Origin of the sequence: Blastochloris sulfoviridis (assembly GCF_008630065.1) — a bacterium.
Taxonomy (GTDB): Bacteria; Pseudomonadota; Alphaproteobacteria; order Rhizobiales; family Xanthobacteraceae; genus Blastochloris; species Blastochloris sulfoviridis.
Map to the genome: position 1 here is coordinate 38,920 of NZ_VWPL01000011.1, position 18,772 is coordinate 57,691.

The window sequence follows — 18,772 nt, forward strand, 5'->3', positions numbered from 1 at the left end:
TCGCAATCCTCGCTGAAATCCCGCGCGGCCGACGATCTCGCCCGCGCGCGGCCCAGAGGGCGGCGGTTCAGCCCGGAAGGCCGATGTCCTCGGGCAGGACGACATAGCGGGTCGAGCAGAACTCGCACGTCACTGTGATCCTGCCGTCCTCGACCATGTGGGCGCGGTCCTCCAGCGAGAAGCGGGACAGCATGTCGCGGATGGCCTCCTGCGAGCAGCGACAGAAATTGGTCACCGGCCGCGGCGCGAACACCCGAACGCCGCGCTCGTTGAACAGCCGCCACAGCAGCCGCTCCGACGACAGGCCGGGATCGACCAGCTCGTGGTCCTCGACGGTGGCGGCCAGCGTGCGCGCCTCCACCCAGGCGTCATCCTCCTGCACCTCGTGCGGGGCGATGCCCGCCGGCGCATCGCCGGGGTCGAGATCGGCCCGCGCCAGCCGCGCCGGGTCCTTGGGCATGAACTGCACCAGCAGGCCGCCGGCCCGCCAGCTCCGCCGCGTGCCCTGGCCGGTCGCCGTCATCTCCTCGGCAACCGCCAGCCGCACGAAGGTGGGGATCTGCTCCGACTGGGCGAAATACTGGTGGGCGGCAGCTTCCAGCCCCTGCCCCGACAGATCGACCACGCCCTGGTAGCGGGCCATGTCCGGTCCCTGGTCGATGGTCATGGCGAGGTGGCCGCGCCCCAGCAGCGCCGCCGGCCGCACATCCTCCGCCGCCGCCACGGCCTCGGCGTCGAAGCGGGCGCAGGCGCGCACCTTGTCCGGGCTCTCGAAGTCGACCACCAGCATCCGCACCGGGCCGTCGGTCTGGGTCTGGAGGATGAAGCGGCCCTCGAACTTGAGCGAGGCGCCGAGCAGCGCTCCCAGCGCCACCGCCTCGCCGAGCACGCGCGACACCGGCTCGGGATAGCCGTGGCCGGAAATCATGGCGTCGACCGCCGGCCCGAGGGTGACGATGCGGCCGCGGACATCCAGCGTCTCGACCTGGAACGGCGTGATGAGGTCCTGCCCGGCGGTGTCGTCGGGCAGGCGCTCGCGAGCCTCGCCGCTCATGCCGCCGTCCCGCCGTCGAGACACCAGGCCAGGATGCTCTTCTGGGCATGCAGCCGGTTCTCGGCCTCGTCGAACACCGCCGACTGCGGCCCGTCCATCACCTCGTCGGTGACCTCCTCGCCGCGATGGGCCGGCAGGCAGTGCATGAAGATCGCGCCGGGGGCGGCCAGCGCCATGAGCTGCGCATTGACCTGGAAGGATTTCAGCATGTTGTGGCGGCGGGCGCTCTCGCGGTCGCCCATCGACACCCAGGTGTCGGTCAGCACGCAATCGGCGCCGCGCACCGCCGCCTCGGGATCGTCGCCGAAGGTGACGCAGGCGCCGGTTCGCCGCACGAAATCGATCAGTGCGGGGCGCGGCGCGAGCTCCGGCGGCGTCGCCACCCGCAGCGAGAACTCGAAGCGCTCGGCGGCGTGGATCCACGAGGCCAGCACATTGTTGGCGTCGCCGCTCCAGGCCACCGTGCGGTCGCGGATCGGCCCCTTGCGCTCCTCGAAGGTCATGACGTCGGCCATCACCTGGCAGGGATGCGACAGGCGGGTAAGGCCATTGATGACCGGGATGGTGGCGTAGTGCGCCAGCTCCATCACCGCCTCATGGTCGAGGGTGCGGATCATGATCGCATCGACATAGCGCGACAGCACGCGCGCGGTGTCGGCGATGCTCTCGCCGCGGCCGAGCTGCATCTCGGCGCCGGTGAGCATGATGGTCTCGCCGCCGAGCTGGCGCATCGCCACGTCGAAGGAGACGCGGGTGCGGGTCGAGGGCTTGTCGAAGATCATCGCCAGGATGCGGCCTTCGAACGGCCCCTTGGCGCGGGCGCCTCTTGCGCGGTCGCGCTTCATCTCGACGCCGTGGTCGAGAATGCGCCGCAGCTCCGACGCCGGAAGCTGGTCGAGATCGAGGAAATGCCGGGGCGCGCCGTTGCTGCTCATGCCGCGGCTCCCGCCTGCGGGGCGGCGGCAAGCCGCACGCACGCCCGGTCGATCGCCTCGATGGCGGCGTCAATCTCGGCCTCGCCGATGATCAGCGGCGGCAGGAGCCGCACGACATTGTCGCCGGCCGCCACCGTCAGGAGCTTCTCGGTGCGAAGCGCGGCCTGCATCGCGGTGTTGGGGATGGCCGGGCGCAGGCCGAGCAGCAGCCCCTCGCCGCGCACCTCGTCGATGATCGCGGGATGGCGGTCCTTCAGCTCGGCGAGGCGCTGCTTGAGCCGCAGCGCGGTCTCGCGCACCCGCTCCAGGAAGCCGTCCGCCAGCACGATATCGAGCACCGCATTGCCCACCGCCATGGCCAGCGGATTGCCGCCGAAGGTCGAGCCGTGGGTGCCGGCGGTCATGCCGCGGGCGGCCTCAAAGGTGGCGAGGCACGCCCCCATCGGAAAGCCGCCGCCGATGCCCTTGGCGATCGCCATGATGTCGGGGGTGATGCCGGCCCATTCGTGGGCGAACAGGCGGCCGGTGCGGCCGACGCCGGTCTGCACCTCGTCCAGCACCAGAAGCAGGCCGGCCTCGTCGCAGATCTGGCGAAGCGCCCGCAGCGTCTGCGTCGGCAGCGGCCGCACGCCGCCCTCGCCCTGGACCGGCTCGACCAGGATGCCGGCGGTGGCGGGGCCGATCGCCGCGCGCACCGCGTCGAGATCGCCGAACGGCACCTGATCGAAACCGTCGACCGGCGGGCCGAAGCCTTCGAGATATTTCGTCTGGCCGCCGGCGGCGATGGTCGCCAGCGTGCGGCCGTGGAACGCGCCCTCGAAGGTGATCAGCCGGTAGCGCTCCGGCTGGCCGCCGCTGGCGTGATGCTTGCGGGCCGTCTTGATGGCGCACTCCAGCGCCTCGGCGCCGGAATTGGTGAAGAACACCAGATCGGCGAAGGTGGCCGCGGCGAGGCGCGCCGCCAGGCGCTCGCCCTCGGGAATGCGATAGAGATTGGAGACGTGCCACAGCCGCGCCGCCTGCTCGGTGAGCGCGGCCACGAGATGCGGATGGGCGTGCCCGAGCGAGACGACCGCAACGCCGCTGCCGAAATCGAGATATCGCTGCCCATCAAGTGCGGTCAGCCACGCGCCTTCGCCGCGGGCGAAGGCAAGGTCTGCGCGGGCATAGGTCGGCAGCAAGGCGGACGGGGCGTTCGACGTCACGGGCTCGACAGTCACGGGCACCTCTCCGACACACTCGCGCCGGATGGGGCTTGACGCCGGAGCGCGAGGCGGAACGGGCAGAAAGAGGTCAACAAACGAAACGTGCCGCCCCGCGGGGCGGCACAATCACGCTTGATAGTACCCCCGAAAGGCCGTGTGTCAACCGCGCCACACTCATCGGGATTATTGCGGTTCAGCGGGCCGTTTTTTGGGGAAAATGAGTCGCGAGTCCGGCGGACTCTTGTCGGCGAGTCAACGCATATGTAGCCTCTGCTTTGCCTGATACGACATCTCGTCTGCGGCGGCTGTTCCCCTGAGTGATGCGGCGCGTTTTGCCGAACCCGTATGGGCTCGGCATGGGGAGGGATTCTGCCAAGGGCGGGGTGGCGCGACCCCGGACGAGAGGCTGACGACCATGTCGTGGAACGACGAGCGGATCGAACAACTCAAGAAGCTGTGGGCGGATGGCCTCTCGGCCAGCCAGATCGCAGCCGAACTTGGCGGCATCACCCGCAATGCGGTGATCGGAAAGGTCCACCGGCTCGGCCTGTCGGGCCGGGCCAAGACGGCCACGGCTGCCGCGCCGCGCTCGCGCAAGCAGCGCACCCCGGCGCCGGCGCCCCGGCAGAACGGGTTCGTTCGCGGCAATGTGGTGCTGGCGCCGCGGGTTGCCCCCGAGGAGGTTCCAGAGGTCGAGACGGAACTGGCCGCCGAGCCGGTGGAAAACGTGGTGCCCATCGGCCAGCGCTGCTCGATCCTCGAACTGAACGAGGCCACCTGCCGCTGGCCGCTCGGCGAGCCGGGCCGGCCCGACTTCTCCTATTGCGGCGGCCGGGCGATCTCGGGGCTGCCCTATTGCGCCTTCCACGCGCGCATCGCCTACCAGCCGGTGGCCGACCGGCGGCGCGACCGGCGCGCGAGCTGACGCCAACCGGATTCCGGCCGATCGGCTCGGCGCCCTCGTCCTCTCTCCCGCAAGGGAAGAAGGGGACCGGGCGCCTCGCCTGGAACAGGGACGATGAGGGCGGGCCCGCTCCGGCGCGCGTCACGAATTGCGGGCGAACAGCTCGTTGAAGGAATAGCCGGCGCCGCGCACCGTGCGGATCGGGTCCGGCTCGCGGCCGCGATTGATCGCCTTGCGCAGCCGGCCGACATGGACGTCCACCGTGCGCTCGTCGATATAGACGTCGTGGCCCCACACGCCGTCGAGGAGCTGCTCGCGGGTGAAGACGCGGCCGGGCGACTGCATCAGAAATTCCAGCAGGCGGAATTCGGTGGGGCCGAGGTGGATCTCGCGGCCGGAGCGATGGACGCGGCGGGTTTCGCGGTCGAGCTCAAGATCGCCGTAGCGCAGCAGCATGGCGATGTGCTCCGGCTTGGCGCGGCGCAGCAAGGCGCGGATGCGGGCGATCAGCTCGGGCACCGAGAACGGCTTGGTGATGTAGTCGTCGGCGCCGGTGGCAAGGCCGCGCACGCGTTCGGATTCCTCGCCGCGGGCGGTGAGCATGATCACCGGCAGGCGCTGCGTCTCCGGCCGCGCCCGCAGGCGCCGGCACAGCTCAATGCCCGACAAGCCCGGCAGCATCCAGTCGAGCAGCACGAGGTCGGGCAGCCGCTCGCGCAGCAGGGTCTCGGCCTCGTCGCCGCGGGCGACGGCATCGACCTCGTAACCTTCGACTTCGAGATTGTAGCGCAGGAGAAGCGTCAGTGGCTCCTCATCCTCCACGATGAGGATCTTGGTGCTCATCGTCCGGGGTCCGTGCGAAGAGTGTTCGAGGGTCACGTCTCCTCCGCCACATGCTTGGGATTGAGCGTGGTCGTGTCAGCTTTCGGCCGCTCGACCGGCAGCAGTTCCCCGGTGATCAGATAGTGCGCGGTCTCGGCGATGTTGGTCGCGTGGTCGCCGATCCGCTCGATGTTCTTGGCGCAGAACAGAAGGTGGGTGCAGAAGGTGATGTTGCGGGGATCCTCCATCATGTAGGTGAGGAGCTCCCGGAACAGCGACGTGTAGAGGGCGTCGACCTCGTCGTCGCGCTTCCACACCTGCGTCGCCAGCTCGAGGTCGCGCCGCGCATAGGCGTCCAGCACGTCCTTGAGCTGCGCCAGCACCAGCGTGGACAGGTTGACGGCGCCGAACACCACCTTGAGCGGCGGGTATTCGCCGTTCATCGCCAGAACGCGCTTGGCGATGTTCTTGGCGAGGTCGCCGATGCGCTCGATGTCGCTGGCCAGCCGCATCGCCGAGATGATCTCGCGCAGGTCCGAGGCCATCGGCTGGCGCTTGGCGATGGTCAGCACCGACCTGTCCTCGACCTCGCGCTGCAGCAGGTCCAGCCGGCGGTCGGCGACGATCGCGGTCTGGGCCAGCGTGGTGTCGCGCTTCAGCAGGGCCTGCATGGCGTCCGACAGCATCTTCTCGGCGAGGCCGCCCATTTCGGCGATGCGCTGGCGCAACTCGATGAGCTCGGCGTCGTAGGCACGCACGGTGTGGTCGGTGATCATGTTCGCTCGCTCCTCAGCCGAACCGGCCGGTGATGTAGTCGAGGGTGCGGCGGTCCTTCGGATTGGTGAAGATGCTGTCCGTCAGCCCGTCCTCGACCAAGACGCCAAGATGGAAGAAGGCCGTGCGCTGCGAGACGCGCGCCGCCTGCTGCATCGAGTGGGTGACGATGATGATGGTGTAGTTCTCGCGCAGCTCGTCGATCAGTTCCTCGACCTTGGCGGTGGCGATCGGATCGAGCGCCGAGCACGGCTCGTCCATCAGGATGACCTCGGGCGCCACCGCGATGGCGCGGGCGATGCACAGGCGCTGCTGCTGGCCGCCGGACAGGCCGGTGCCGGGCTCGTCGAGCCGGTCCTTGACCTCCTCGAACAGCCCGGCCTTCTGCAGGCTGCTGATCACGGCCTCCTCCAGCTCGGCCTTGGTGCGGGCGAGACCATGGATGCGCGGTCCGTAGGCGACATTCTCGAAGATCGATTTGGGGAACGGGTTGGGCTTCTGGAACACCATGCCGACACGGGCGCGCAGCTGCACGACGTCAAGCGCCGGATCGTAGATATCCTGGGAATCGATCTCGATCCGGCCGCTGACGCGGCAGCTCGCGATCGTGTCGTTCATCCGGTTGATGCAGCGCAGAAAGGTCGACTTGCCGCAGCCGGACGGACCGATGAACGAGGTCACCGAGCGGGCGTCGATGTCGAGCGAAACGTCCTTGAGCGCCTGCTTGTCGCCATAATAGACGTTGACGCCCCGGGCGACGACCTTGGCCGGGCGTTCCAGCTGAGGCTGCGCCGTACCGGAAGTCACCGTTTCGACAGTCGGCATCGTCGTCATCCTAATACTCCGGAAGGTTGCGGATCACCAGCGTCGCTCGAAGCGCTTGCGCAGCACGATGGCGACCGCATTCATGCAGATCAGGAACGCCAGCAGGATGATGATCGCGGCGGCGGTCTTCTGCTGGAAGGCGAGTTCGGGGAAGTCGGCCCACATGAAGATCTGGACCGGCAGCAGCGTCGCGGCATCGGAGAAGCCCTTGGGCAGGTCGACCACGAAGGCCACCATGCCGATCATCAGCAGCGGCGCCGTCTCGCCCAAAGCGTGGGCCATGCCCAGAATGGTGCCGGTGAGAATGCCCGGCATGGCCAGCGGCAGCACGTGGTGGAACACCGCCTGCTGGTGCGAGGCGCCGACACCGAGCGCGGCCTCCTTGATCGAGGGCGGCACGGCGCGGATGGCGGCGCGCGAGGCGATGATCACGATCGGCAGCGTCATCAGCGCCAGCACCAGACCGCCGACCACCGGCGCCGAGCGCGGCATGTCGAAGAAGTTGAGGAACACTGCCAGACCGAGCAGGCCGTAGATGATCGAGGGCACCGCGGCGAGATTGTTGATGTTGACCTCGATCACCTCGGTGAAGCGGTTCTTGGGCGCGAACTCCTCCAGATAGAGGGCCGCCGCCACGCCGATCGGGAAGGCCAGGAGCAGCGTCACCGACAGCGTGAGGAAGGAGCCGACGATGGCCACCCACACGCCGGCCATCTCGGGCTCGCGGCTGGCGCCGGCGGTGAAGAACTCACGCGAGATGCTCTGTTCGATCAGGCCGCGCTCCTTCATCGTCTGCAGGAAGATGACCTCGCGGTCGCCGATGCGGCGGCTGGCCTCCGGCACCGGCAGGCGCAGAATCTCCCACGCGCCGGCCTTGGCGACGGCATCGGAGGCGAGCGGCAGGATCACCTGGCCCTCGGCCTGGGCGCTGGACAGCGCGGTGAGCTTGATGACGCCGCCATTGATGCGGACGAAATAGCTTGGAATGGTCCGCTCCAGCGCCTCGCGCTCGTCGGCGGCGCCGGCGCGCGCATCGAGCTCCGCGACCCGGAGGCGCAGATCGGCGATCTCGCCACGGGTCGCATCGAGCGCCCGGGTCTCGGTGCGAATGCGCGCGTCATTGGCGGGCGAGCTCGCGCGGGCACGAAGCGCGGCCAGGTCGCTCTCGAGCCGCGCCGCGACGCGTTCCTTGCCGGCGAGGTCGGCCCGCGTGCGGGCGGCAAGGGCGCGAAGCTCGGCCTTCACCTCCGCGATGATCGGCTCGAAATTGTTGACGGTGGAGGAGAGCTGCACCGTGCCGGTGGTGCCCGAAACCCCGATCTCGCCCACGCCGGGACGTATCTCGACCGGCGTCATCCCGCCCTTGAAGAACATGTCGGCGACGTCGTCGACCGGCACGGCGATGCGCTGGCGGGTGCCGATCCAATCGGGATTGTCGAGCACGGCCCGGCGCAGCACCACCGGGGCGCCGCTCGACAGCACCGACTGCAGCGCGCGCCGGTCGGCGCGGCCGGTCACGCCGGGAAACTGCGCATAGAGGGCGTCGCGCAGCAGGCCGTCATAGTCGGCACGGCCGATGACCTGCGGGTCGCGGGTTCCCTCCGGATCGATCTTGTCCTTGCGCAGGTCGAATTCCAGCGTGGCGTAGTTCTGGAAGAAGGCCGGAATCCCCTGGCTGAAGATCGTGCCCAGGAACACCGCCAGGAAGGTGACGGCGAGCAGCACCGCGGTGAGACCGTAGGCCTTGAAGCGGGCCTCGGCGCGATAGCGCGCGCGCAGGCGCACCAAGGCGGCCTCGGTCTGGTGGACTTTCGACGGATCAAGCGGGGTCGCCGCTTCGGGCAGCGCAACGTCACTCATACTGTTCTCGATACCGCTTGACCACGCGCAGCGCGATCAGATTGAGGGTGAGCGTGATGACGAACAAGGCAAGCCCGAGCGCAAAGGCCGACAGCGTCTTCGGACTGTCGAACTCCTGGTCGCCGGTGAGCAGCGTGCCGATCTGCACGGTGACGGTGGTCACCGCCTCCAGCGGATTGAGGGTGAGATTGGCGGCGAGGCCCGCGGCCATGACCACGATCATCGTCTCGCCGATGGCGCGGCTGATGGCCAGGATGAGGGACGACACGATGCCCGGCAGCGCCGCCGGCAGCACCACCTTGCGGATGGTCTCCGACTTGGTGGCGCCCATCGCCAGCGAGCCGTCGCGCAGGGACTGCGGCACGGCATTGATGACGTCGTCCGACAGCGAGGAGACGAACGGCACGATCATGATGCCCATCACCACGCCGGCGGCGAGCGCGCTCTCGGAGGAGACGTCGAGCGTCAGCGACATGCCGGCGTCGCGGATCGCCGGGGCCACCGTCAGCGCCGCGAAGAAGCCGTAGACGACGGTGGGAATGCCGGCCAGCACTTCGAGCACCGGCTTGCCGATCGCCCGCACCGGCTTGGAGGCGTAGTCGGACAGATAGATCGCCGACAAAAGGCCGATCGGCGCGGCCACCGCGATGGCGATGGCGGTGATCAAGAGCGTGCCGACGATCAGCGGCACGAAGCCGAACGCCGCCTCGCCTCCCACCTGATCGGCGCGGAACGCCATCTGCTGCGGCGTCCAGCTCAAGCCGAACAGGAAGTCGATCGGCGAGACATAGGTGAAGAAGCGCAGGGATTCGGCGATCAGCGAGAACACGATGCCGATGGTGATGAGGATGGCGAAGCCGGCGCAGGCGACCAGGAACACCTTGACCGCGCCCTCGACCCGGTGGCGGGCGCGGAACGCCGGCGCAATCCTCCGCCAGCCATAGAGAAATCCGAGCACGGCGACGACCGCCAGCAGCACCGCCAACACAGCCATGCCGGCGGCATGAAGATCGGCATAGCTGCGCACCGCGTCCGCGAGCAGCGCATCATGGAGCCCCCGGGCGCCGCCGCCGGCGCGAATGTCGCGCCACAGCCCCTCAAGCTGCGCAGGACCGAGCCCACTGAGGCGGTCGGCATACCAGTCGAACACCAGGGCGCGCTCGACCCGCGGCGCGAGCAGCGACCACAGCACCAGCAGCGCCAGCGCCGGGCCGGCGCAGGTCATGGCCAGCCAGCCGCCATGATAGGAGGGCAGAGAGTGCAGCCGGGAGAATTCGCCGTTCACCACCGCGAGCGCACGGTTGCGGCCGAGGCCGACGCAGACGACCGCGGCCACGAAGACGCTCACGAACAGCCAGAACATCATTAGCTTCAGGTCCGCAGGAAAGAGCCGCGCCCGTTCGGGCCTGCGAGGGACCGGCGTCTGCCGCCGACCCCTCGCGTCGCATGACGGAATGCGAAACCCGGCCCGACCGGTCGGGTTTCACGTCAGATCACAGCCCGGCCATGCCGGTGGCGGCACGGGCCGCCTTGGCGACCGCCTCGCGGTCCGCCTTCGGCAGCGGCACAAGGCCCTTCTTCTCGAGATAGCCGTCCTCGCCGAAGGCCGCTTCCGAGACATACTCGTTGATGAAGTCCTGCAGCCCCGGGATCACGCCGAGGTGCTCCTTCTTGATATAGACATAGAGCGAGCGCGACAGCGGGTACTTGCCCGAGGCGATGTTGTCGACCGAGTCCTCGATGCCATTGACCTTGGCGCCCTGGATCTTGTCCTGGTTTTCCTCAAGGAAGGAATAGCCAAAGATGCCGAAGGCGTTCGGATTGGAATCGAGCTTCTGGACGATGATGTTGTCGTTCTCGCCGGCTTCGATATAGGCGCCGTCGGCACGGATCTGCATGCACCGCTTGTTGTCGATCTTGATGCCGAGACGCTTCTGCACGGACTTGCAGCCGCCTTCCATCGCCATTTCGTTGAAGGCATCGCGGGTGCCGGAGGTCGGCGGCGGGCCGAGCACCTCGATCTTCTGGTTCGGCAGGTTGGGAGCGACGTCCGACCACTTCTCGTTGGGGTTCTTCACCAGCTTGCCGTCTGCCCCCGGGATTTCGGCGGCGAGCGCGAGATAGAGCTGCTCCAGCGTGATATCGATCTCGCGCGACTTCTTGGAATTGGCCAGAACGATGCCGTCAAAGCCGACCTTGACCTCGATCGGCGTGGCGCCGTTCTTCTTGCAGGTGTCGAACTCGGACTGGGTGATGCGACGCGAGGCGTTGCTGGCATCCGGCGTGTTGGCGCCGACGCCGGCGCAGAACAGCTTCATGCCGCCACCGGTGCCGGTCGACTCGACGATCGGCGCCTTGCCGAACTTCTGGCCGAACCGTTCCGCCACCGCCGTGGTGAAGGGGAACACGGTGGAGGAACCGACCACCTGGATGCGGTCGCGGGCTTCGGCCGCGCCGGACACGAGAGCGCCGGCCGCCACAAGCGCAAGCGCGCTGGCGATAGTCGTGAGCTTCACGAGAAATCTCCTTGGTTGCGAATCCGGCCCCGGTAACGGCCGCGCAGGCGGCGACGGGCGCAGACTCATTCAGACACGGACAGTGCTACAGGTCCGCCGGCAAGCTTGTATGACTCATTCATGAAGGCCATGTGACACTTCATGGCATTGACTCCGCTTGCTTTTTAGCCGGCGGCAAAACCTGCGACAGGTCCATCCGAACGGCGAAGATCGTGCCCTTGCCGGCCTCGCTGGCGATCGACAGGCGGCCGCGATGGCGGTTGACGATGTGCTTGACGATGGCCAGCCCGAGGCCGGTGCCGCCCTGCTCGCGGCTTCTCGGCACATCCACGCGGTAGAAGCGCTCGGTGAGGCGCGGCAGGTGCTCGGGCGCGATGCCAAGGCCGTAATCGATCACCGACACCACCGCCTCCCGGCTGCCGTCCTCGCGCGCGGTCTCGGCGCAGACGACGTCGATGCCCCGCTCGGTGCCGCCATATTTCAGCGCGTTCTCGATCAGGTTCTCGAAGACGCGGATCATCTCGTCGCGGTCGCCCTGCACCGGCAGGCTGGCGGCCTGCTCGTTCAGCCGCAGCTCGATGCCGCGGTCGAGCGCAAGCGGCGCGAGCGCGTCGATCACCTCGCGCGCAACGTGCACGAGGTCGACCCGGGTGTCGGGCCGGATGTGCAGGTTGAGCTCGATGCGCGACAGCGACAGAAGGTCGTCGATCAGCCGCGACATGCGCTTGGCCTGCTCGGCCATGATGGCCAGGAATCGCTCGCGCGCGGCGGCGTCGTTGCGGGCCGGCCCCTGGATGGTCTCGATGAAGCCGGACAGCGAGGCGAGCGGCGTGCGCAGCTCGTGGCTGGCATTGGCGACGAAGTCGGCCCGCATCTGCTCCAGCCGGCGCTGCTGGGTGAGGTCGCGCAGCAGCACCAGCACCACGTCGGGCAATCCCGGCGCCACCGCCTCCGTGCCCGAGAAGCGCACCGGGGCGACGTGGGCCTCATACCAGCGGTCGACCGGGATGCGGGCTTGGAACTCGACGCGGCGGGCCGAGGCGCCGCCGGCCACCGCCCGCACCGCCTCCAGCACCTCCGGAACCCGGAGCGTGAAGGTCAGCGGCTCGCCGATGCGCGCCGGGCCGATCGTCGCCTCGACCCGCGAATTGGCGGCCAGCACCCGGGCGCGCCGGTCGACCAGCAGCGCCGGCTCGGGCAGCGCCGCGACCAGGTGGCCGAGCCGATCATCCTGGGTGGGCGAATGCGCCTCGCGCGGAAGCGCGGCCAGCGGCGACCGGCGGCGGCGGTCGGGCAGTGCTGCGGCGCCGGTCACCAGGGCGAAGCCGGCGAGGGCGACCAGGGGATCGAGCCCGCCGATCATGACACCGCCCGCCGCCGCGCCCGCCGCGGCGATCAGGACCCTGCGTGCCACAACGAGGCGCCCCGGAAGATCCAGGCCGGCCAAGTCAGCGGCGTCGGACTGCTCGCGAAAACGCATGTTGATCCGCCCGATCTGGTGCATAACCCCATGGCCGGCCGGCGCCAACCATGGCTCGCCTGCAACCACGCATGGTTCGCCCGCAACGCCGGTCGGCCCGCGCACGGCTTGGCTTTCCTTGGCCGTCCTTGCCCTGCCTTGGCTTGGCCGTCCTTGGCCGGCCGTCCCGGCGGCGGCGAATCACCGGACCTGTATGCCACGCGCGTGCCACGCGGCTATGTCAGGGACAGGAATACCATGGAGGTTTCGACGATGCGGTTCGGCCGAAGGCCGGTTGGCCAGATGCTCCTCACCCTGCTCGCGCTCTGGCCGGCGGCGGTCCGTGCCGGCGAGCCCCTGCCGCTGCCGAGCGTGGACTTCGCCGCCCACGGCACCTTCATCGGCGGCGGCACGATGACCATCCGTCACCACGGCGGCACGCTGCGCACCGACATGACCATGCCGGGCGCACCGATGCCGATGACCGGCTATTTCGACCTGGCGACCAAGAAAGCCCTCATGGTGGTGTCGACGCCGGCCGGACCGATGGCGATGGAGGTCAGCCTTGCCGACCAGGTCGGCTATGGCGCGATGATCGGCACCGGCGTGCGCGAAGGGCGCGACGCGGTGGCCGGCGAGCCCTGCGACATCTGGCGCATCGAGACCAGCCGCCCGGAGGAGCCGGTGCGCTCCTGCATCACCGCCGACGGGATCGCGCTGCGCACCGATGCCGTGGTCGGCGGCAAGCCCCAGACGGTGTTCGAGATCGCCGGCCTGACGCGTGGCGCCCAGAACCCCGCAGATCTGCGCATGCCGCGCGACGTGCCGGTGATGCGCATGCCGATGCCGCAGCCCGGCGCGCCGCGGCCTGCGGTGCCGGCGCGCTGAAGCCCCCGGCCTGAGGCCGGGGGGCTCAGGCGCCGGGGGCGGTGCCGTCCGGCTTGCCGGCGCAGGCCGTGCCGGGGTCGCGACAGGCTGGGCCGGCTTCGGAAGACGCCTTGGCTTCTTTGGTCCTGAACAGCAGGGCGTCGCGCAGGCCGCTCACGCCGCCGAGCCAGACCTCCCGCGACGCCAGCAGCACCAGCGCGACGGCGAACGGCATCAGATAATAGAACACCCGGAACAGCAGGAGCGAGGCCAGGAGCTCCTCCTTGTCGAACACCGGCACGCCCCACTTGCCGCTGGTGAAGGCCACCAGCATGGCGGCGTCGAACACGCCGATGCCGCCGGGCGTGTGGCTGGCGAAGCCGAGCAGCGTTGCGGTGATGAACACCACCGCGACGGTGATGAAGTCGGCATCGGGGTGCGCCGGCATCAGCACGAACATCGCCAGCGCGCAGCAGGTGAGATCGACGACGCCGATGACGATCTGCAGCAGCGTCGGCCCGCGCGCCGGCAAGGTGACGTACCAGCTCCCGCGGCCATAGATGCGCGGCTTGCGGCCGATCCACATCACATAGGCCACCAGCCCGCACAGCGCGGTGACGGCGATGATGCGATTGGCCAGCGGCGGAAGCTGATCCACCGCCGAGGCGGCCTCGGGATGGATGAAGATGCCGATGCCCAGCACCGTGATGTTGCCGAGCCAGAAGGTGAGGCCGGCGACGAAGGCGAGCCGCGCGACATCGAGCACGGTCAGGCCCCAGCCCGAATAGAGGCGATAGCGCACGGTGCCGCCGGTGAACACCGTGGCACCGACATTGTGGCCGATCGAATAGCTGGAGAAGCCGGCCAGCGCCGCCACTCGATAGGGAATGTGACCCTTGCCGATGGTGTGCAGGCCGAACCAATCGTAGAAGGTGAGCGTGAAGTAGCCGAGCACGACGAACAGCGCGGCCAGCAGCAGCGCGTGCACCGGCTTGCTGGTGAAGGCCTCGCCCACTTCGGCGAGGTTGATGCCGTGCAGCATCTTCCACAGCACGTAGCAGGCGACACCGAGAATGAGCACCGACAAGATGAGCCCGAGGCGGTGCCAGCCGATCCGGGTACGCAGCAGGTGGCCGACGCGACTCAACAAACTGCCGGCCATGCTCTCTCCCCGCTGCGGTCCACGCGATACTGCCCGCACCCACGTCCGGACGAGCCGGCCGTCTGGGTAGCAGAGCCGCGGCGGGTCGAGAACATCAATTTTGCAGCACCCGCCGGCCGCGGTGCCGGAGATCGGATGCCGGCGCGTCATGCGATCCCCGGCGACCATCCCCTGGCCGCCGGAAACCGGCTTGTCGGACTTCCTCGTTCGGAAGCGGGACTTTCAGCGATTTCACGCCGCCCCCCCCGGCCGGCGGCCGGGGTTCTGGTCAGTCGACGACCTGTCAGTCGACGACCTGGACGGTGACCGGGGCGAGGCCCGACGAAATCATGCCGATGCGCTGGGCCGCGGCACGCGACAGATCGATCACCCGGCCGCGCACATAGGGCCCGCGATCATTGATGCGGACACGGACCGAGTTGCCATTGCGGTGATTGGTGACGCGCACCACCGTGCCGAGCGGCAAGGTGCGGTGGGCGGCGGTGAGGCCATTGGGGTTGAAGCGCTCGCCGGTGGCGGTGCGCTGGTTCTGCCAGTAGTAGGAGGCGACGCCGCGCTGGCCGCCGCGCGACTTCCGGCCGCTGTCGGCGTCCGCACGCTCGGCTGCGGCCGGCTGCGTCCTGGCGAACCGCCCTTCGACGCTGGCAGCGGCCACGCTTGGGGCAACGACGCTGCCGGACGCGGCCAGGGCCGCAAGAATACTGGAAACCTTCAGCAACGCTCCTGTTCGTCTAAGCAAAAGCTACTCTCCTATACTCGACGTATCACCACGGTTTTGTTTCAAACCAGCGAATGGTCGGGCAATATCCACATGAATTTGACCATTATTCGATGCCTTGGCCATAACCATGGTATAATTTAGCTCTCTATGAAATTTCACCTATTATGCATAATTCCATTCATTCAAAATCGTTTTTCATGAAATTCAACCTGCCGCGCCCTTTCGATTCTCGCGTCATGGCTGCAGATCCTGGGATCCTCCCCAATAGACTTATCCCGCTACGGCCTATTCAGGATGCGGGGCGGCGAGGCCTGGAGGTCCTTGTCGATTGATGCCTCGGCGGCATGGCGCGCTGCCGTCTCATCTTGCCGGACCGCCAGCAGGGCGGCGGCGCCTGGGCGGCTCCGCGGCGAGGGGCGGCGCGCCGATGCAGGCTGAAGCTGCGGAAGCGGCGGCAGTGAACTGCCAACTTGCACCGGCTGACCGTTTCCGGCATATTGGCCTCGTCCGTTATGGATTCTCATCCGGGCCTGATCGGCCGCAGTTGAGAGTGGGCCCCACCCCGGGACCCGCTCTTTTTTATTACCTGCGGCATGACGGCCCGCGGGAGCAGCAATGAGCGTGATCGCCGCGGCCGATGAGCCGCGTTTCGCCACTGAGCAGGGGCTGGCCGCGCGCGTGGCCGCCGTGGTCGAGCCGGTGCTGGGCGGCATCGGCCTGCGGCTGGTGCGCGTGCGCATCAGCGGCATCGCCGGCAAGACCGTGCAGATCATGGCCGAGCGGCCCGATGGCACGATGACCATCGACGATTGCGAGGCGGCGAGCCAGGCGATCTCGCCGGCGCTCGACGTCGACGATCCGATCGAGGGCGCCTACCATTTGGAGGTGTCCTCGCCCGGTATCGACCGGCCGCTGGTGCGCCGCAGCGATTTCGTCCGCTGGGCCGGCCACGTCGCCAAGATCGAGATGCGCCTGCCGCAGGCACGCGGCCGCAAGCGCTTTCACGGCCTGGTCAAGGGGCTGGAGGACGACGCGGTGCGGCTGGAGCGCAGCGATGCCCGCGAGGACGAGCCGGTGGAGGTGCTGCTGCCGGTCGCCGAGATCGGCGAGGCGCGGCTGGTGCTGACCGATGACCTGATTGCGGAAGCCCTGAGGCGGAGCCGCGCCGACGAGCCGGATGAACCGCCGGCTGACGAGACCGTTCTTTCCAACGACGCCGACCGGGCGCCGCGCCGCGGCCCCGGGCGATTCAAACGCAAGGAGACCCACTGATGGCGACGGTCAGCGCCAATAGGCTGGAGTTGTTGCAGATCGCCGACGCCGTGGCGCGCGAGAAGGTGATCGACCGCTCGATCGTCATCGCGGCGATGGAGGATGCGATCCAAAAGGCCGCCCGCTCGCGCTACGGCAGCGAGACCGAGGTGCGCGCCGAGATCAACCCCAAGACCGGCGAACTCCGGCTGTCGCGCCTCCTCTTGGTCGTCGACCAGGTCGAGAACGACGCCACGCAGATCGCGGTGGAGGAGGCGCGGCGCAAGAACCCGGCCGCCCAGGTCGGCGACTACATCGCCGAGACGCTGCCGCCGCTGGAATATGGCCGCATCGCCGCCCAGTCCGCCAAGCAGGTGATCGTGCAGAAGGTGCGCGAGGCCGAGCGCGACCGCCAGTACCAGGAATTCAAGGACCGCATCGGCGAGATCGTCAACGGCGTGGTCAAGCGCGTCGAGTACGGCAATGTCATCGTCGATCTCGGCCGCGGCGAGGGCATCATCCGCCGCGACGAGCTGTTGCCGCGCGAGGTGTTCCGCAATGGCGACCGGGTGCGCGCCTTCGTCTACGACGTGCGGCGCGAGGCGCGGGGCCCGCAGATCTTCCTGTCGCGCACCCACCCGCAATTCATGGCCAAGCTGTTCGCCCAGGAGGTGCCGGAAATCTATGACGGCATCGTCGAGGTGAAGGCGGTGGCCCGCGACCCGGGCTCACGCGCCAAGATCGCGGTGTCCTCGCGCGATTCCTCGGTCGACCCGGTCGGCGCCTGCGTCGGCATGCGCGGCTCGCGCGTGCAGGCGGTGGTCAACGAGCTGCAGGGCGAGAAGGTCGACATCATCCCCTGGAACCCGGACTTCGCCACCTTCATCGTCAACGCCTTGGCCCCGGCCGAGGTGGTCAAGGTGGTGCTCGACGAGGACCGCGAGCGCATCGAGGTGGTGGTGCCCGACCAGCAGCTGTCGCTGGCCATCGGCCGGCGCGGCCAGAACGTCCGCCTCGCCTCCCAGCTCACCGGCTGGGACATCGACATCCTCACCGAGCAGGAGGAGTCCGAGCGGCGCCAGAAGGAATTCGCCGCCCGCACCCAGGCCTTCATGGAGGCGCTCGACGTCGACGAGATGGTCGGCCAGCTCCTGTCGTCCGAAGGCTTCAACTCGGTCGAGGAACTGGCCTACGTCCCGGTCGAGGAACTGGCCGGCATCGAGGGCTTCGACGAGGAGACCGCGGCCGAGCTGCAGACCCGCGCCCGCGACTATCTCGCCCGCGTCGAGGCCGAGTTCGACACCGAGCGGCAGGCGCTCGGCGTCGAGGATGCGGTGAAGGAGGTGCCCGGCGTCACCACCAAGATGCTGGTGGCGCTCGGCAAGGCCGGCATCAAGACGGTCGAGGACCTCGCCGGCTGCGCCACCGACGACCTGCTCGGCTGGACCGAACGCCAGGACGGCGAGAGCGTCCACACGGCGGGCGCGCTCGACGGCTTCGAGCTGTCGCGCGAGGACGCCGAGACGCTGATCATGCAGGCCCGTCTGAAGGCCGGCTGGATCACCGAGGCCGACCTCGTCAAGCCGGAACCCGAAGACGCGGCGGACGGGGACGAGACCGAGGCCGAGACCAGCGCCGAGACTGAGACCAGCGCCGAGGCCGGCGCCGGCGCCGGCGCTGACGCGCCGGAGGCGTGAGGGAGGCCCGTCGCGTGCTGGCAGATCTCGACCACGCAAACGCCGAGCCGGACACCGAGACCGATCGCGGCCCCCGCGACGGCCGGGCCGGGCCGGTGCGCACCTGCATCGCCACCCGCCGCCAGGGCGCGCGCGAGACGATGGTGCGCTTCGTGGTCGGGCCGGACGGCGCGGTGGTGCCCGACCTTGCCGCGCGCCTGCCGGGCCGCGGCGCCTGGACCAGCCTCAGCCGCGCCGCGGTCGCGACCGCGGTGAAGCGGCGGGCGTTCGCGCGGGCGTTCCGGCGGGAGGTGACGGTCGATCCGGCGCTGGCCGATCAGGTCGACCAGCTGCTGGAGCGGGCGGCGCTGGAGGCGCTGTCGCTGGCCAACAAGGCCGGCGCGGTGGTGGCGGGCTTCACCAGGGTCGAGGCGGCAATCGCCGCAGGCGACGTGGCGGCGCTGATCCATGCGCGCGAAGCCGCCGACGACGGCGTCGCCCGGCTCGACCGGGCGTTGCGTGCGTCTTTGTCCGGATATGGGCCTGGAAATGCCCCCAATGGCGGAGAACTACCGATCCTCCGCCTGTTCACCGTCGAGCAATTGAGTTTGGCACTCGGGCGACCAAATGTGATACATGCAGCCGTGCTCGCTGGCGCGGCGAGCAGCGGGTTTCTCGCGCGAACAACTCGGCTCGACCGCTACCGCACGGGTGACCCGGCGGAGACAGTCTAGCCGCAAA

At 68.9% G+C, this 18,772-nt stretch carries 17 protein-coding genes and 1 pseudogene; 5 read left to right on the top strand and 13 right to left on the bottom strand.

What is annotated here, in order from left to right:
- Positions 1-67: 67 nt before the first annotated feature.
- From F1193_RS08095 to F1193_RS08105, 3 genes are read right to left on the bottom strand one after another with little or no spacing between them, the layout of a single operon-like run.
- Positions 68-1,054 carry an Hsp33 family molecular chaperone gene (locus tag F1193_RS08095; RefSeq protein WP_150097179.1) on the bottom strand — a complete coding sequence of 329 codons (987 nt, stop codon included), beginning with the start codon at positions 1,052-1,054 and terminating at the stop codon, positions 68-70.
- Entirely contained in the window at positions 1,051-1,989 is a 939-nt protein-coding gene (gene argF / locus F1193_RS08100) for an ornithine carbamoyltransferase (protein WP_150097180.1), read from the bottom strand. The genes F1193_RS08095 and argF overlap by 4 nt, the downstream gene beginning before the upstream one ends.
- On the bottom strand, positions 1,986-3,209 hold the full coding sequence (locus tag F1193_RS08105; RefSeq protein WP_342781793.1) for an aspartate aminotransferase family protein: 1,224 nt from the start codon (positions 3,207-3,209) through the stop codon (positions 1,986-1,988). Before F1193_RS08105 ends, argF begins: the two co-directional genes overlap by 4 nt.
- A gap of 391 nt (positions 3,210-3,600) precedes the next feature.
- On the opposite strand from F1193_RS08105, the gene F1193_RS08110 reads away from it, so the two are divergent.
- On the top strand, positions 3,601-4,119 hold the full coding sequence (locus F1193_RS08110; protein WP_170263466.1) for a GcrA family cell cycle regulator: 519 nt from the start codon (positions 3,601-3,603) through the stop codon (positions 4,117-4,119).
- A gap of 120 nt (positions 4,120-4,239) precedes the next feature.
- On the opposite strand, the gene phoB is transcribed toward F1193_RS08110, so the two are convergent.
- The 8 genes and pseudogenes from phoB to F1193_RS08145 all read right to left on the bottom strand — a co-directional run bounded on the left by phoB (position 4,240) and on the right by F1193_RS08145 (position 12,309).
- Entirely contained in the window at positions 4,240-4,941 is a 702-nt protein-coding gene (phoB, locus tag F1193_RS08115; RefSeq protein WP_150097183.1) for a phosphate regulon transcriptional regulator PhoB, read from the bottom strand.
- A 32-nt stretch (positions 4,942-4,973) separates the two neighbouring features.
- Positions 4,974-5,693: a phosphate signaling complex protein PhoU gene (gene phoU, locus F1193_RS08120; protein WP_150097246.1), complete on the bottom strand. Its 720-nt coding sequence runs from the start codon at positions 5,691-5,693 to the stop codon at positions 4,974-4,976.
- A 16-nt stretch (positions 5,694-5,709) separates the two neighbouring features.
- Entirely contained in the window at positions 5,710-6,528 is an 819-nt protein-coding gene (gene pstB, locus F1193_RS08125) for a phosphate ABC transporter ATP-binding protein PstB (RefSeq protein ID WP_150097184.1), read from the bottom strand.
- Positions 6,529-6,552: 24 nt separating this feature from the next.
- A complete protein-coding gene (gene pstA / locus F1193_RS17780) occupies positions 6,553-7,860 on the bottom strand; it encodes a phosphate ABC transporter permease PstA (protein ID WP_425457222.1) in 1,308 nt (435 codons plus the stop codon).
- A 21-nt stretch (positions 7,861-7,881) separates the two neighbouring features.
- Positions 7,882-8,379: pseudogene (locus F1193_RS17730) on the bottom strand (DUF3333 domain-containing protein); the annotation flags it as partial.
- Entirely contained in the window at positions 8,372-9,745 is a 1,374-nt protein-coding gene (pstC, locus tag F1193_RS08135) for a phosphate ABC transporter permease subunit PstC (protein WP_425457221.1), read from the bottom strand. The gene pstC and the pseudogene F1193_RS17730, both read right to left, overlap by 8 nt.
- Before the next feature lie 127 nt (positions 9,746-9,872).
- Positions 9,873-10,895, bottom strand: coding sequence for a PstS family phosphate ABC transporter substrate-binding protein (locus F1193_RS08140; protein ID WP_246164208.1), 1,023 nt, complete (start codon positions 10,893-10,895; stop codon positions 9,873-9,875).
- 139 nt (positions 10,896-11,034) lie between these two features.
- The gene (locus F1193_RS08145) at positions 11,035-12,309 is read right to left on the bottom strand and encodes an ATP-binding protein (RefSeq protein ID WP_246164209.1); all 1,275 of its coding nucleotides are present in this window, start codon (positions 12,307-12,309) and stop codon (positions 11,035-11,037) included.
- A gap of 348 nt (positions 12,310-12,657) precedes the next feature.
- Here F1193_RS08145 and F1193_RS08150 point away from each other — a divergent pair, with 348 nt between their 5' ends.
- On the top strand, positions 12,658-13,242 hold the full coding sequence (locus F1193_RS08150) for a hypothetical protein (protein WP_150097189.1): 585 nt from the start codon (positions 12,658-12,660) through the stop codon (positions 13,240-13,242).
- Between the two features lie 25 nt (positions 13,243-13,267).
- Here F1193_RS08150 and F1193_RS08155 read toward each other — a convergent pair whose 3' ends face one another.
- Positions 13,268-14,383, bottom strand: a complete 1,116-nt coding sequence (locus tag F1193_RS08155; protein ID WP_150097190.1) for a putative bifunctional lysylphosphatidylglycerol flippase/synthetase — start codon at positions 14,381-14,383, stop codon at positions 13,268-13,270.
- 283 nt (positions 14,384-14,666) lie between these two features.
- Complete coding sequence (locus tag F1193_RS08160) at positions 14,667-15,038, bottom strand: septal ring lytic transglycosylase RlpA family protein (protein ID WP_342781794.1); 372 nt, start codon at positions 15,036-15,038, stop codon at positions 14,667-14,669.
- Positions 15,039-15,719: 681 nt separating this feature from the next.
- Here F1193_RS08160 and rimP point away from each other — a divergent pair.
- The 3 genes from rimP to F1193_RS08175 are packed head-to-tail and all read left to right on the top strand — an operon-like array spanning position 15,720 to position 18,765.
- Positions 15,720-16,376, top strand: coding sequence for a ribosome maturation factor RimP (gene rimP / locus F1193_RS08165; RefSeq protein WP_150097192.1), 657 nt, complete (start codon positions 15,720-15,722; stop codon positions 16,374-16,376).
- Positions 16,376-18,052, top strand: a complete 1,677-nt coding sequence (gene nusA / locus F1193_RS08170) for a transcription termination factor NusA (protein ID WP_150097193.1) — start codon at positions 16,376-16,378, stop codon at positions 18,050-18,052. Before rimP ends, nusA begins: the two co-directional genes overlap by 1 nt.
- Before the next feature lie 14 nt (positions 18,053-18,066).
- A complete protein-coding gene (locus tag F1193_RS08175; RefSeq protein WP_246164211.1) occupies positions 18,067-18,765 on the top strand; it encodes an RNA-binding protein in 699 nt (232 codons plus the stop codon).
- Positions 18,766-18,772 lie beyond the last annotated feature (7 nt).